15 protein-coding genes are annotated in these 14,510 nt (G+C 70.0%); 10 read left to right on the top strand and 5 right to left on the bottom strand.

What is annotated here, in order from left to right; translation table 11 throughout:
• Positions 1-9 precede the first annotated feature (9 nt).
• From AC2YHJ_RS04330 to AC2YHJ_RS04305, 6 genes are all read left to right on the top strand, one after another.
• Complete coding sequence (locus tag AC2YHJ_RS04330) at positions 10-1,536, top strand: MmgE/PrpD family protein (protein WP_487394205.1); 1,527 nt, start codon at positions 10-12, stop codon at positions 1,534-1,536.
• Between the two features lie 2 nt (positions 1,537-1,538).
• On the top strand, positions 1,539-2,048 hold the full coding sequence (locus AC2YHJ_RS04325; protein ID WP_487394203.1) for an N-acetyltransferase family protein: 510 nt from the start codon (positions 1,539-1,541) through the stop codon (positions 2,046-2,048).
• Positions 2,045-3,178 carry a bifunctional 2-methylcitrate synthase/citrate synthase gene (locus AC2YHJ_RS04320; protein WP_487394201.1) on the top strand — a complete coding sequence of 378 codons (1,134 nt, stop codon included), beginning with the start codon at positions 2,045-2,047 and terminating at the stop codon, positions 3,176-3,178. The genes AC2YHJ_RS04325 and AC2YHJ_RS04320 overlap by 4 nt, the downstream gene beginning before the upstream one ends.
• 684 nt (positions 3,179-3,862) lie before the next feature.
• Positions 3,863-4,435, top strand: a complete 573-nt coding sequence (locus AC2YHJ_RS04315) for a hypothetical protein (RefSeq protein WP_487394200.1) — start codon at positions 3,863-3,865, stop codon at positions 4,433-4,435.
• 72 nt (positions 4,436-4,507) lie between these two features.
• Positions 4,508-4,972: an N-acetyltransferase family protein gene (locus AC2YHJ_RS04310; RefSeq protein WP_487394198.1), complete on the top strand. Its 465-nt coding sequence runs from the start codon at positions 4,508-4,510 to the stop codon at positions 4,970-4,972.
• A gap of 80 nt (positions 4,973-5,052) precedes the next feature.
• Entirely contained in the window at positions 5,053-6,726 is a 1,674-nt protein-coding gene (locus tag AC2YHJ_RS04305; protein ID WP_487394197.1) for a DEAD/DEAH box helicase, read from the top strand.
• Between the two features lie 9 nt (positions 6,727-6,735).
• Here the strand turns inward: AC2YHJ_RS04305 and AC2YHJ_RS04300 are convergent, their stop codons facing one another.
• Genes AC2YHJ_RS04300 through AC2YHJ_RS04285 form a run of 4 tightly spaced genes read right to left on the bottom strand, consistent with a single transcriptional unit; the run spans position 6,736 to position 11,052 of the window.
• Positions 6,736-7,614 (bottom strand): MBL fold metallo-hydrolase, encoded by an 879-nt coding sequence (locus AC2YHJ_RS04300; RefSeq protein WP_487394196.1) that lies wholly within the window; start codon positions 7,612-7,614, stop codon positions 6,736-6,738.
• A complete protein-coding gene (locus tag AC2YHJ_RS04295; protein WP_487394194.1) occupies positions 7,611-8,519 on the bottom strand; it encodes a DMT family transporter in 909 nt (302 codons plus the stop codon). The genes AC2YHJ_RS04300 and AC2YHJ_RS04295 overlap by 4 nt, the downstream gene beginning before the upstream one ends.
• Positions 8,519-9,415 carry a DMT family transporter gene (locus AC2YHJ_RS04290; RefSeq protein WP_487394192.1) on the bottom strand — a complete coding sequence of 299 codons (897 nt, stop codon included), beginning with the start codon at positions 9,413-9,415 and terminating at the stop codon, positions 8,519-8,521. The genes AC2YHJ_RS04295 and AC2YHJ_RS04290 overlap by 1 nt, the downstream gene beginning before the upstream one ends.
• Before the next feature lie 53 nt (positions 9,416-9,468).
• The gene (locus tag AC2YHJ_RS04285; RefSeq protein ID WP_487394191.1) at positions 9,469-11,052 is read right to left on the bottom strand and encodes a hypothetical protein; all 1,584 of its coding nucleotides are present in this window, start codon (positions 11,050-11,052) and stop codon (positions 9,469-9,471) included.
• Positions 11,053-11,162: 110 nt separating this feature from the next.
• On the opposite strand from AC2YHJ_RS04285, the gene AC2YHJ_RS04280 reads away from it, so the two are divergent.
• From AC2YHJ_RS04280 to AC2YHJ_RS04265, 4 genes are all read left to right on the top strand, one after another.
• Positions 11,163-11,894 (top strand): class I SAM-dependent methyltransferase, encoded by a 732-nt coding sequence (locus AC2YHJ_RS04280; protein ID WP_487394190.1) that lies wholly within the window; start codon positions 11,163-11,165, stop codon positions 11,892-11,894.
• Positions 11,895-11,911: 17 nt separating this feature from the next.
• Complete coding sequence (locus tag AC2YHJ_RS04275) at positions 11,912-12,877, top strand: glycosyltransferase family 2 protein (protein ID WP_487394188.1); 966 nt, start codon at positions 11,912-11,914, stop codon at positions 12,875-12,877.
• Positions 12,874-13,224: a DMT family transporter gene (locus AC2YHJ_RS04270; protein ID WP_487394187.1), complete on the top strand. Its 351-nt coding sequence runs from the start codon at positions 12,874-12,876 to the stop codon at positions 13,222-13,224. The genes AC2YHJ_RS04275 and AC2YHJ_RS04270 overlap by 4 nt, the downstream gene beginning before the upstream one ends.
• A 125-nt stretch (positions 13,225-13,349) precedes the next feature.
• Positions 13,350-13,754, top strand: coding sequence for a DUF3574 domain-containing protein (locus tag AC2YHJ_RS04265; RefSeq protein WP_487394186.1), 405 nt, complete (start codon positions 13,350-13,352; stop codon positions 13,752-13,754).
• Between the two features lie 25 nt (positions 13,755-13,779).
• Here AC2YHJ_RS04265 and AC2YHJ_RS04260 read toward each other — a convergent pair whose 3' ends face one another.
• Complete coding sequence (locus AC2YHJ_RS04260; RefSeq protein WP_487394185.1) at positions 13,780-14,469, bottom strand: hypothetical protein; 690 nt, start codon at positions 14,467-14,469, stop codon at positions 13,780-13,782.
• Between the last annotated feature and the right edge of the window lie 41 nt (positions 14,470-14,510).

The raw sequence follows: 14,510 nt of genomic DNA, 5'->3' as shown, positions 1-14,510 counted from the left end.
ACGCCGCCGATGAAGCTCCACCCCGTGAAGGTCCACCCGTCCAAGGCGCTGCTGAAGCGCGAGGACCAGCTCGCCTGGAAGATGGCCGGCGTCGCCACCGACAAGGTGGCGGTCGAGAAGGACGTCCAGGAGATGATCATCAACCGGGTCATCGACAACGCCTCCGTCGCCATCGCCGCGATCAACCGCCGCCCGGTCGTTTCGGCGCGCGGCATGGCGCTCGGCCATGCGAAGAAGGCGGGCGGCGCGCAGGTGATGGGCGTGAAGTCCGGCACGACGGTCTCGCCGGAATGGGCGGCCTGGGCGAACGGCACCGCGGTGCGTGAGCTCGACATGCACGACACCTTCCTCGCCGCCGATTATTCCCACCCCGGCGACAACATCCCGCCGGTGCTCGCCGTCGCGCAGGCGATGGAGAAGTCCGGCCGCGACCTGATCCGCGGCCTCGCCACCGGCTACGAGCTGCAGATCAACCTGGTGCGCGCGATCTGCCTGCATGAGCACAAGGTGGACCACATCGCCCATCTCGGCCCCTCGGCCGCGGCCGGCATCGGCACGCTGCTGGGGCTGAAGCAGGAAGTGGTGTTCCAGGCCATCCAGCAGGCGCTGCACACGACCGTGTCCTTCCGCCAGTCGCGCAAGGGTGAGATCTCGTCCTGGAAGGCCTACGCCCCGGCCCATGCCGGCAAGCTGGCGATCGAGGCGGTGGACCGCTGCATGCGCGGCGAGGGTGCGCCCTCCCCCATCTATGAAGGCGAGGATTCCGTCATCGCCTGGGTGCTGTCCGGCCGGTCGAACCGCGACGATGTCTATGGCCCGACCTATTACCACGTGCCGCTGCCCGAGGCCGGGGAGGGCAAGCGCGCCATCCTCTCCTCCTATACGAAGGAGCATTCGGCCGAGTACCAATCCCAGGCCCTGATCGACCTCGCCTTCCGCATGCGCGAACAGATCAGCGACTTCGACGCCATCGAGAAGGTGATCATCCACACCTCCCACCACACCCACTACGTGATCGGGACCGGGGCGAACGACCCCCAGAAGATGGACCCCAAGGCGTCACGCGAGACGCTCGACCATTCCATCATGTACATCTTCGCCGTCGCCCTGCAGGACGGGCGCTGGCACCATGTGGACAGCTATGCGCCGAAGCGCGCCGGTCGCGCCGACACCGTCCGCCTGTGGCAGAAGATCGTCACCACCGAGGATCCGGAGTGGACCCGCAAGTACCACTCCAAGGACCCTGACGAGCTGGCCTTCGGCGGCCGGGTGGAGATCATCTTCAAGGACGGCTCGCGCCTGGTCGATGAGCTCGGCGTGGCGAACGCCCACCCGAACGGCGCGCGGCCCTTCGCCCGGGCCCAGTACATCAACAAGTTCCGCACCCTGACGGACGGCATCATCACCGCCCGCGAGGCCAACCGCTTCATCGAGCTGGTGCAGGACCTGCCGAAGCTGAAGGCGGGCGAACTCGGCGCGCTGAACGTCGCCCTGCCGGCCGGTGGGCTGGCCGAGAGCAAGCCGGGCATCTTCTGAGCGTGACGGCGGCGGTGACGATCCGGGCGGGGGTGGCGGCGGATGCGCCGTCCCTCGCCCGGCTCCACGCCGTCGCCCGCGCGGCTGCCCTGCCCGGCCTGCGCGAAGCGCATGACGAAGCGGAGGTGGCGCACTGGATCGCTGTGCATTTGATGGCGCAGCACAGCGTTCGCGTCGCCGCGCAGGCCGGTCGTCCGGTCGGCTATATCGGCTTCGGCCGGGACCCGGCGCATGGCCCGATGGTCATGCATCTCTACCTCGACCCGGCGTGGCAGCGGCGCGGCATCGGCAGCCGCCTGCTCGCCGAGGCGGCGACCGCGCTTGGCCCGCGCCTTTCCCTGTTCTGCATCGCGCGCAACACTGGCGCCCGAGCCTTCTACGAACGCCATGGCTTCCGCGCCGCCGCTACCAGCGACGGCGCGGGCACGGAAGAAGGGGAGCCCGACATCCTCTACGCGAGGGATGACGGCACCCCGGACACAGACATCACGACAAGCGGGAGCACCCCATGAGCGAAACGGCTGACATCAAGAAGGGCCTGGTCGGCGTCCTTGCCGACGTCTCCTCCATCTCCAAGGTGATGCCGGAGACGAACAGCCTGACCTATCGCGGCTATGCCGTGCAGGATTTGTGCGAACTCGCCTCCTTCGACGAGACCGCCTTCCTGCTGTGGAACGGGGAGTTGCCGTCCAAGGCGGAACTCGCCGCCTTCCAGGCCGAGGAGAAGGCGAACCGCGCCTTGTCCCCGGCCCTGCTGCGGGTGATCGCCGACTTCCCGAAGGACGCGCATCCGATGGATGCGATCCGCACCGCCGTCTCCTTCATGGGGATGGAGGACCCGGAATGGGCCGATATCGGGGATGCCGCCCAGCGGCGGAAGGCGATGCGCCTGTTCGCCAAGATCCCGACCGCGGTCGCCGCCGCCCACCGGGCATCGAAGGGCCAGGCACCGATCGCGCCGGACGCCTCGCTGTCCTTCGGCGCCAACTTCTTCAACATGGTGTTCGGCAAGGTGCCGCAGCCGGAGGTGCTGAGGGCCTTCGACGTCAGCATGATCCTCTACGCCGAGCACACCTTCAACGCCTCGACTTTCACCGCGCGGACCGTCGCCTCCACCCAGGCGGACATGCATGGCGCCATCACCGCGGCGATCGCCGCGCTGAAGGGGCCGCTGCATGGCGGGGCGAATGAGGCGGTCATGCATATGCTGAAGGAGATCCCCTCGCCGGAGGCCGCTGCGGGGTGGCTGGAAGGCAAGTTCGACCACAAGGCGCTGGTGATGGGCTTCGGCCACCGGGTCTACAAGACCGGCGACAGCCGCGTGCCCACCATGAAGAAGTACGCCGAGATCATGGCCGAGGTGGTGGGCGACCGCCGCTGGATGAACACCTCCAACGTGCTCGCCAAGATCATGCTGGAGCGGAAGAACATCCACCCGAACCTCGATTTCCCGGCCGGGCCTGCCTACTACCTGATGGGCTTCGACATCCCGCTCTTCACGCCGATCTTCGTCTGCTCCCGCATCACCGGCTGGGCGGCGCATGTCCTGGAGCAGTCTGCCGACAATCGCCTGATCCGCCCGCTGTCGGTCTACACCGGCGTCGAGCAGCGCCCGGTGGTGCCATTGCCGCAGCGCGGCTGAACGACGCATCCTCCCGCCGCGCGCATGCGTCGCGGCGGGAGGTGAACGCGGCACGCAGCGATGCGTTGCTCGCCTGCGGCGCGACGCGTTGCGCACCTCCGGCGCGACGCGCTGCGCACCACGACGACGCCGCAAGCGCGACACGCGCGCAACACAATCAGCATCACGACGACGACGACGTGCGATTTGCGCGCGCGTGCGCACGGATTCTGTTGACATGCAATATGCGCGTGCAGATAGCGTGACGACGCGCGAATCATCTTGCGCGATTCGTCGGGCACGTTCTCTCGCACCACGCTCCGCACGACAGAGTCGGATCGCCGTGCACCGGAGACCAACGACGCATCGGAAAGGTGACCGCCGCAGCAGGGAAGGACGGTCGATGGACCGCAGGCTCTTGGGACGGATGGCCACCACTGCCTTCCATCCCGCATCGCCGGATGACGCAGCGCAGCTGCTGCGCCCTGGCGAGAGAGGCATCGGAAGCGTCGCGCGGCGGGGATATGCCGCCTTCGCTCCGGACTGCGCCGCCCACGACCGGACGATCGCCACTCAGCCAATGGCGCGCGCCACGGGATCCGCGCGCCTGAAGCCGGCCGTTTCCCACCTGCTGTGCTCAATGGGGCCGCCGCGATTTCCCGCGTCGCGCCCCACTCACCGGAACGCACGGAGACACCAGACATCATGACGGACATCATCGAGACCACCGAAACCGAGGAGGGCCTGCGCGCCCAGCCGATGGCCATGGCCGCGGCGAGGAAGAAGGCGCCGGCCAAGAAGAAGCCGGCTGCGAAGAAGGCCGCCGCCAAGAAGCCGGCCGCGAAGAAGGCCGCGCCGAAGAAGGCCGCCGCCAAGAAGAAGCCGGCTGCGAAGAAGGCCGCTGCCAAGAAGCCGGCCGCGAAGAAGGCCGCGCCAAAGAAGGCCGCCGCCAAGAAGGCCGCTCCGAAGCGCGCTGCCGCCAAGAAGGCCGCTCCGAAGCGCGCCGCCGCCAAGAAGGCCGCTCCGAAGAAGGCCGCTGCCAAGAAGGCCGCTCCGAAGAAGGCCGCTGCCAAGAAGGCTGCTCCGAAGCGCGCTGCCGCCAAGAAGGCCGCTCCGAAGAAGGCCGCTGCCAAGAAGGCTGCCGCTCCGAAGAAGGCCGTCGTGAAGTCCGCCGCCCGCGTCGAGGCGGCGCGCAAGGCTGCCGCCACCCGCGCGGCGAACAAGGCCGCGAAGGCCGCTGCGGCTGCCATGCCGGCCAGCGAAACTCCGGCCGACTGATACCATCGCCGATCCCGGCGAGGGGCGCCGTCCGCGATGCGGGCGGCGCCCTTTTCGCATCAGGTAGCGCCCATGACGACGATCCGCCCCCTCGCTCCGGCCGAACGCCACCGCCTCGCCCCGCTGCTCGAAGCCTATGCGGCGGAGATGCGCGACACGCTCGCCGGCAGTCGCCCGGCACGCGGACAGGATGCCGCGGCGATGCTCGCCGCCGACCCGCGCACCGAGATTCTCGCCGCGACGGAGGGCGAGGACATCCTCGCCTTCGCCATCTTCTTCGACCTGCCCGAGGCGGTCTTTGCCCGGCGCTGCGGCGCGCTGGATGACCTGTTCGTGCGCCCCGACAGCCGCGGCCGCGGCCTCGCCCGCGCGCTGATCGGCGCGTTGTGCGACCTCGGGCGCGAGCGCCACTGGTCGCATCTGCGCTGGATCGTGCCCGAAGCCGATCGCGGCGCCATCGTCCTCTACGAACGCATCGCCGAGCACACCGATTGGCGCTCTTACGTCATAAGGCTCGACCCGGACGCCTCCCTGTGACAAACAGGCGCCCATCGCGCGCCTGACGCGCCGCTTGCGCTGGCCTGCGTGCTGCCGCGCCCTCCCCCGGAACCTGCCTCATGTCCTTTGCCGACCTGCCCGCGCCGCTGCGCGATGCGCTCACCGCCCGTGGCTATGCCGAACCCACCGCCGTGCAATCCGCCGTGCTGACGCCGGATGCGGCCGGGCGCGACCTGCTCGTCTCCGCCCAGACCGGGTCGGGCAAGACGGTCGCCTATGGCCTTGCCCTCGCGCCCGAACTGATCGGTGACGCGCCGCGCATGCCGCCCGCTGGGCCACCGCTCGCCCTTGTGGTGGCGCCGACGCGTGAGCTGGCGCTGCAGGTGAAGGCGGAACTCGCCTGGCTCTACGCCCCCGCGGGCGGGCGCATCGTCTCCTGCGTCGGCGGCATGGATCCGGTCGCCGAGCGCCGCCAACTCGCCCAGGGCGCGCATATCGTGGTCGGCACGCCCGGCCGCCTGCGCGACCATCTCGAACGCGGCAACCTGGCGCCGGCCGCCCTGCGCGCCGTGGTGCTGGATGAAGCCGACGAGATGCTCGACCTCGGCTTCAAGGAGGAACTCGAGGCGATCCTCGAGGAGACGCCGGCCGAACGGCGCACCCTGCTGTTCTCCGCCACGGTGCCGCGCGGCATCGCCGCCCTGGCGAAGGGTTACCAGCGCGACGCGCTCCGCATCGAGGCGACCAGCCAGGCCGAACCGCATGGCGACATCGAGTACCGCGCCGCCCTGGTCGCGCCCCATGAGATCGAGCGCGCCGTGGTGAACGTCCTGCGCCTGGAGGATGCGCGCATCGCCATGGTGTTCTGCGCGACGCGCGCCACCGTCGCCCGGCTGCATGGCAATCTCTCGGAGCGCGGCTTCTCCACCGTCGCGCTGTCGGGCGAGCTGTCCCAGGCGGAACGGAACCGCGCCCTGCAGAGCCTGCGCGATGGCCGGGCGCGCGTTTGCGTCGCCACCGACGTCGCCGCGCGCGGCATCGACCTGCCGGATCTCGGCCTGGTGATCCATGCCGAATTGCCGCGCGACCCGGAGACGCTGCTGCACCGGTCCGGGCGCACGGGGCGTGCCGGGCGCAAGGGCGTGTCGGTGCTGCTGGTGCCGCATACGCGCCGCAGCCTGGGCCAGCGGCTGATCGCCGCGGCACGGGTGAAGGCGGGCTGGGCGCCCGCACCATCGGTCGAGACCGTGCGCGCGCGGGATGACGAACGCCTGAGCGAACAGGCCCTGGCGCTGGTGGCGGAAGAACCGGGTGACGACGATCTCGCCCTCGCCCACCGCCTGCTCGCCGACCCTGCCTTCACATCGCGTGGGCCGGAGGTCGTGGCCGCAGCACTTCTGCGCGTGCTGCGCGCCCCGCTGCCCGCGCCCGAGGAGTTGAGCGAGATTGCCGACCGCGCGGCGCCGCGCGCCCCGCGCGAGCGTGAGCCCGCGCCACGCGCCGAGCCCGGCGCGCAGGAGGGCATCTGGTTCCGCATGGATGTCGGCCGCGACGGCCGGGCAGACCCGAAATGGCTGCTGCCCTTCCTGTGCCGGCGCGGCCATGTCACGCGCCAGGAGATCGGCCGCATCCGCATCCTGTCGCGCGAGACGCAGTTCGAGGTCGCGCCCTATGCCGCCGCGCGCTTCGCCGCCGCGGCGCGGAAGGCGGATGGCGATGACGCACATATCCGCATCGCGCCGATGCAGCCGGTCAAGGGGCCGGCGCGCCGGCCACGACCGCCGACGCGCTGACCAGCCCGCCTATCGCGGCTCCCAATGCTCCCCGTCGCGGGAAGCGGCGCCTTCGGCGGCGAGCTTCACGAGATGGGCGAGCAGGCTGCGCGCCGCGGCCGGCACCAGCCGCGGATCGAGTGCCGGGCCATAGACCGGTGGCACCAGTTCTTGCGCCGTCGCGCGGCGGGCGGTGCGCAGCGCTGCCTCGACCATCGCTTCGCGCTCGCGCCGATGCGCGGCGAGGGCGGCGACGAAGGGGGCGGGATCGGGCAGCGGCGCGCCGTGGCCCGGCAGGTAGAGCCTGTCGTCACGCGCCGCAAGGCGCGCGAGCGAACGCATATAGGCCGCCATGTCCCCATCCGGCGGGCTGACCACCGTGGTGGACCAGGACATCACATGGTCGGCGCTGAACAGGATGCTCGTGCCTTCCAGCGCGAAGCACAGATGGTTCGCGCAATGGCCCGGCGTGTGGATGGCACCGAGCCGCCAGCCATCGCCTTCGACCACCGCGCCGTCGGGCAGCAGCACATCGGGATGGAAGCCGTGATCGCCGCCCTCCCCGCCCTGGTCGGGCGGGGTCATGTGCGGGCCGAAGCCATGGGACAGCGCGCCGGTCGCCGCCTGCAGCGCAGCCACGCCCGGTGAATGGTCCCGATGGGTGTGGGAGACCAGGATATGCGTGATCCTCTCCCCTTCCGTCGCCCGCAGGATTGCCGCGAGATGGGCGGCATCCTCCGGCCCCGGGTCGAGCACCGCCACCGACGCGCCCTGCCCGATGATCCAGGTGTTGGTGCCGCGGAAGGTGAACGGGCCTGGATTGGCGCACAGCACGCGGCGCACGCCGGGGGCGACCTGCTGCACCTGTCCGGGCGGCAGGGTGTCCTCCTTGAGGAAGGGGATGCTCACTGGGTCCTCCGCATCGCAGCGCGTTTCAGTTCCCGGTGCAGGATGTACAGCCCCGAGGCGACGATCAGCACGGCGCCCGCCACGGTGCTCCAGGACGGCGTGTCCGAGAAGACGATCCAGCCGAGCGCCACGGACCACAGGATCGAGGTGTAGGAGTAGGGCCCGAGTGCCGAGACCTGCGCCGAGGCATAGGCTTCCGTCAGCATGACCTGCGCCACGCCGCCGATCAGCCCGATCAGCACCAGCAGGATGAACTCGCCGAAGCTCGGCGTAGTCCAGATGAAGGGCAGTGCGACCAGGGTGAAGGCGGTCATCAGCAGCGACTGCCACAGCACGATGGTCGCCGAGGATTCGGTCGCCGACAGGCTGCGCACCAGCAACGTGGTGACAGCCGACCAAAGGCCCTGCACCACCGCCGCGGCCATGCCGACCGCCACGATGCCGGTGGGCATGCCGCCACCCTGGAAGGCGCCCTCGCCGAGCGCGATGACCAGGATGCCCGCGAAGCCGAGCAGCACGGCCGACCAGCGGTGGATCCCCACCTTCTCCCCGAGCACGGGGATCGACAGGATCGTGACGAACAGCGGCGTCGTGTAGGACAGCGAGGTCTGCTCGGCGAGCGGCAGCACGGTCAGGGCGAAGAAGGAACAGCCCTGCGCCATGGTCCCGGTGAAGGCGCGCACGACATGGGCTGGCAGGCGCCTGGTCCGCAGCAGCCCCCAGTCACGCCCGCGCGCGGCAATCGCCAGCATCACCGGCAGGGCGAAGGCCGAGCGGAAGAACATCGTTTCGACGAAGTGGATGTTGTCCGAGACGTCCTTGATGATCACCGACATCACGGTGAACAGCGCGGTCGCGCCGAGCATCATCAGCGCGCCGCGGCGAATGTCGTGGCGCAGCGGCATCAGGGTATGCCGTCGTGCCGCTCCGCGGCCCGCCGGAGCCTCTCGCGGTGCAGATTGTACAGCCCCGCGGCGATGACCACGACCGCGCCGGCGATCGTGGTCCAGGCCGGCACCTCCGCCCAGATCAGGAAGCCGAGGATGCCGCCCAGCAACACGTTCGAGTATTCATAGGGCGCGAGCGCCGAGACGGGTGCGAGGGCGAAGGCGCGGGCGAACAGGATATGGGCGATGGCATTGGCCACGCCGAAGAAGAACAGTGCGACCAGCACGCCGTCCCCCGGCATCTCCGACGGTGGCGGGAAGGCCGGCAGCAACAGCAGGCCGGCCGGGATATGCGCGACCATCAGCCAGAAGGCGATCGCCCCGGCTCCGTCGGTTGCCGAAAGCACCCGCGTCCAGATGCGCGTCACCGCCATGGCGACTACGGCCGCCAGCAGGAAGGGCGTTTCGAAGCGCCACAGGTCGCCACCGGGCTGCAGCATCACCAGCACGCCGAGGAAGCCCACCAGGGTCGAGGTCCAGCGCCGCCAGCCCACCTTCTCCGACAGCATGGGGATGGCGAAGATGGTCATCAGTAGCGGCGCCGCGGCGCCGATGGCATAGGAATCGACCAGCGCCATGTGGCGCTGCCAGGCCCAGTACCAGGTGGCGGAAACGGCGCAGTGCAGCGCCCCGCGCGCCGTCAGCAGCCGGATGTTCACCGGTTTCAGACCGCGCCCACGCACCATCACGAACACCGCGAGCGCACCCACCACGCCGCGGGCGATCATCGAGACGGCGACGCCGACATGGGGCAGCGCCCATTTCACCGAGGCATCAGCGGTGGTGATCACGACATAGGCGGCAAGGATGAACAGGATGCCGCGGACCGCTTCCGCCCCGGTGGGGATGGACAATCCGCCGCTTTGCTTCGCTGCGTCGTTCGGCATCGCGCCCCGTGGTGTCCCCGTCAGTCCCGCCGAAGATATAGGCGATGCCCGTCGATCTCCCCCACTGGCCAATAGCGCATAAATGCCTCAGCGAACAGCGGATGCCTTAGAAAATACTCCAATAAATCGAAACGATCGCCGCATGATGCGATATTGGTATGGCGCGTGATCACCAATGCACGCGGCGGCGCCGCCGCGAAATCCTCGGCCGTCTGCTGATAGAAGGCGAACTCGCCAGGACCCATTTCGGCAAGCCCGTGATAGGGCGCGGGACCGTCGGGACAGGTGCGATAGGCCGCCTGCAGGGGCCAGATACTCATCGTATGCAGGTGCTGGTGCGCATCGGCATAGGTCAATGCAGGCTGCAGCGGAAACAGATCGGGGCTGAGCGCCAGGACACCGGCGCCGTGGGCCTCCTGCCGCAGCCAGGCGGCCAGGCGGCCCGGCGTCTCGCCGTGGAAGGCAGTCTGGCGCCAGGGCGTCTCCCCGCCCCGCACGGCGTAGAGGAGCACGCCGAAGGCGGCGATGGCGGCCAGGGTCGGCGCAGCGGCCCGCGCCCGCACATCCGGCAGCGCGCGGTCGGCCCAGCCCGCGCCCGCCACGACGATCGCCCCGCAGCCCAGGATCGTCACCGGCAGCACATGGTAGGTCCAGCCCTTGTGCTGCATCCAGGCGGCCAGGAACGCCCCGCAGGCTGCCGTCGCCAACGCCTGCGGAAAGGCGCCGGCCTGGCGGCGCATCGCCAACGGCATCGCCATCAGCAGAAAGACCGCCGCACCCATGACATCCGTCCCGAGCACCGCCCAGGGGCCCGGCCCATGGATGGACCCGTAGAAGGTCAGGGCGAAGGGCAGCACCTGCTCGCGATAGGCGGGAAAGGCCAGCAGGACGACCAGCAGGTAGACGATCCACACCGCGCCCATCGCCCAGGGCACCAGGTCGCGCTGCGCTCGCGCCCGGCCGACGCGCAGCAGCACGAGCGCCTCGACCAGCAGTGGGACCGCCAGGAAGTATGGCTTGAGTGCGAAGCCGAGTGCCGCGACCAGCGCGACGCCGAGCGCGAGCCCGGCTGCCACGGGCGGCCCTTCGATGCGTCGGGCCGCCAGCAGGCAGTAGGGGATCGCCGCCATCGCCATCAGCACGTCGCGCTGGCCGAAATCCGACCCGGCCATGACCAGCAGCAGCGGCAGGCAGGTGGTCAGCACCGCCGCTTCGACGACACCTTCGACCCGGCCGGCACGCAGCGCATCGGCCATCCACCAGAACAGCCCGGCCAGGCCCAGCAGGCAGGCGAGCAGCGCCTGGGCCGGCGGCAGCGAGGTCCACCGCGCGATCGCCGCCGGCACCAGGTTCAACATGAAGATCAGCGGCGGGTTCACATCGACCAGGTCGACATAGAGCCGCTCCCCGCCCAGCCAGCGGCGCGAGAAGTCGAGCACCGCCGCGACATCGTGGTTCAGCGGCGGCAGCAGGATGGTGACCAGGAAGAAGATGGCCGGCGCGAAGCCGGCCCAGCGCAGCAGGACGGCGCGCAACGCGGCGGGGCGGCTTGCGGCGTACGGGGCGGCCTGGCCGGACTCGGGCTGATGCTGGAATGGGGTCATCGACGCCGCGCATCCTCCCGGGCGGCGAGGCTGTATGCAACGGGATTGCGGCCCCATCCAGGGTATCCCTGCCATGTTCCGGCCTTGCTGCGATGCGAAGGATCCCCCCTGTGGAACCCGCCGAATATGACCTGATGGATGCGGCGGAGGAGCGCATGTGGTGGTACCGCGCCCTCCATGCCCGCGTGATGGATGCGCTGCGCCGTCGGCCTGGCCCAACGGGGGCGGTGCTCGATGCCGGCTGCGGTACGGGCGGGCTGCTGTCGCGCATGGTGGCCCTCGGCCGGCCGATGGCGGGGCTGGACTTCAACCCGACGGCGGCGGCGCGGGCGGCGGCCAAGTCCGGCGCGGTGGTCACGGCCGGGGATGCCAACCGCCTGCCCTTCGCCGATGGCAGCTTCACCGCGCTCACCTCCTGCGACGTGCTGTGCCATCGCGCCGTCGATCCGGTCGCGGCGCTGGCGGAATTCCGCCGCGTGCTGGCCCCCGGCGGGACGCTCGTGCTGAACCTGCCCGCCTATCAGTGGCTGCGATCCGCACATGACGAGCGGGTCCACAATGACCGCCGCTTCACCGCGCGCCAGGGCCGCGCGCTGCTGGAGGCTGCCGGCTTCACGGCGATCCAGGCGCACTACTGGAACGCCCTGCTGCTGCCACTGATGATCCTGGAACGAAAGGTCATGCGCGCCGACGCCGCGCATGACAGCAGCGATGTCCGCCCCTTCCCGCCCTGGCTGGATGCCGCGCTGCATGGCACGACGGTGCTTGAGCATGGCATCGCGCGGCTCGGCCTGCGCTATCCTGCCGGCGGATCGATCCTTCTGGTCGCGACGCGGCCCTGATGTCGGAGACTGGCTACATGACCACCGAATCGGCCGGGGCGACGCACCCGGTCGGCCTTTCCATCGTCGTGCCCGTCTATCGGGGTGCCGCCACCGTGGGCACGCTGGTCGCCGAATTGTCGAAGCTGCGCCCGGCAGGCGGGCTTGAGATCGTGCTGGTCAATGACGGCAGCCCCGACAATTCCGGGGATGTCTGCCGCGAGCTTGCCCGCACCGCGACCGTACCGCTGACCTTCATCGAGCATGCCCGCAATTTCGGCGAGCACAACGCGGTCATGACCGGGCTGCGCCATGCCCGTGGCGCCTATGTCATCACCATGGATGACGACCTGCAGAACCCGCCGGAGGAGGTGATCAAGCTGTACGACCACGCCCGCCTCGGCGGCTTCGACGTGGTCTACACCCGCTATGCGGTGAAGGAGCATGAGGGCTGGCGCAACCTCGGCTCCCGCTTCGCCAACTGGGTCGCCGACCAGCTGATGGACAAGCCCAGGGGGCTGTACCTGTCCTCCTTCCGCTGCATGTCGGCGCTGGCGGTGGGCGAGGTCATCAAGTATCGCGGCCCCTATCCCTATGTGGACGGGCTGCTGATGCAGGTGACCACGCGGCTCGACAGCATCGAGGTGAAGCATTTCGCCCGATCGGAGGGGCGGTCGAACTACACCATGCGGCGGCTGGTGCGGCTGTGGTTGAACCTCGCGACGAACTTCTCGGTCCTGCCGCTGCGCATGGCGATCTTCGCCGGGGTGGGCATGGGCTGCCTCGGCCTGGTAGCCGCTGCCTGGGTCATCGTCGAGGCGATGTTCGGCGAGACACCGTCCGGCTGGGCGTCGCTGATGACGGTCACGCTGTTGATCGCGGGCGTGCAGTTCCTCATTCTCGGCGTCATGGGCGAATATGTCGGGCGTGCCTTCATGTCTGCGAACGGCAAGCCGCAGGGTGTGATCCGCGAGATCATCCCGGCGCGGGATGATGCACGATGATGATGTATTGGCTGGCGCTGGGGGCGGCGATCAGCACCTCCCTGGTCGGGCAGGTGCTGTTGAAGTCCGGCGCCTCGGGCTCGGTCGCGGCCGAGGGCAGCTTCTTCGAGCAGTTGTTTCGCATCCCGACCATGGTCGGGCTGGTGTTCTATGGCGGAGCGGCGCTGCTCTACATCATCGCGCTGCGGAAGATCCCGATGAGCGTCGCGCTGCCCTGCACGGCGGCGTCCTATGTCGTGATCGCCATCATCGGCTGGGCGGCGTTCGGCGAATCGATGGGCGTGCACAAGATCGGCGCCATCGCGCTGATCGCCGCCGGCGTCGCGTTGCTGGCAACCACGGCGTGATACCCTCCGCACAAAGGCCCAGCCTTTGTGCGGAGGGTATCGCGTGCGGGGCTGGTGAGGCGGCCGCGCGCCAAATCAAAGGCCGAATGCCAGCCGCGCAAAGATTCATCCTTGGCGCGGCTGGCATGCGGGCGGCAGCGCTGCTGGCGGCGGGACTGCTCGCCGCCTGCGCGCCGGTGGACCCGCCCTGCCCGGCCGGCACGCAGCCTGCGACCGTCGCCGAGGCATTTTTCGGCCGCAACGTCCGCGGCCGCGCCGAGGTCAGCGAGGCCGAATGGCGGGCCTTCCTCGCCGACACCGTCACCCCGGCCTTCCCCGATGGGCTGACGGCGCATGACGGCCTTGGCCAATGGCGCGGGGCCGAGGGGCGCATCATCCAGGAAAACAGCAAGGTGCTGGTCGTCGTGCTGCCCGGCACCGATGCCACGGCTGCGCGCGCCCGGCTCCACCCGGTCGAGGAAGCCTGGAAGGCGCGCTTCCGCCAGCAATCGGTGCTGACGACCTATCGCAGCGCCTGCGTCGGGTTCTGACGCCCGCCTCGCGGCGGCGCCTGCCTCACTCCGCATCCCCGACGCGGAAATACAGCCCGCCCACGCTGCCGGCCGCGCCGCAGAAAGGTACCGCCACGCCATCGCCGCGCGGCGTCATGGCGATGCGCAGCATGGGGCCGAGCCAGCGCAGTTCCAGCATACCGTCATCCGTGCGCAGCCATTCAGCCGCGTCGGTGCGGCCCTCTCCGTCGTACTCGCAGGTCCAGGCCAGGTTGTTGATGTCGGCGGTGGTGACCGAGACCAGGTACTGGCCCTGCCCGATGCGGCGCAGCACCGCTTCCCCCTGCACGCCCATCCAGCGGCCCTCGAGGCCGGACGGATCAGCCTGGATGCGCATCAGCCGGGTCAGGCGGAATTCCAGTGCCCCGCGCAGCGCGGCGCGCGGATCCGGTTCGTCCAGCGTGCCGTCGGGATGGAAGAACAACTCGCGCGACATGCTGCGCCGCCAGGCGGCGTCCTGGCGCGCCAGTTCGGCCGTGCCCTCCGGCCCCAGCACCGTGCCGAGTTCCGCAAGCCGCATCCCGCGCGCCCGGTCGATGATCGCGAGCCAGGGATCGGCCGCGATCGCCGCATCCACCGCACGCGCGGCCGTGGCGCAATCGGCGTTGCGCCGCCGCGGGCAGGCGTCCTGCGCCGCCACGGGCGATGCGGCGAGAAGCAACGGCAGCAACAGGGCAAGGCATCGCGCGATCATCGCTGCCGAACCTGCGGCGCATCGCGCCGCCGCGCCAGGAA

Source organism: Roseomonas sp. SRI_022 (assembly GCF_057586215.1).
The sequence above is the reverse complement of the archived record's forward strand: the minus strand, read 5'-3'. Positions and strand labels throughout refer to the sequence as shown.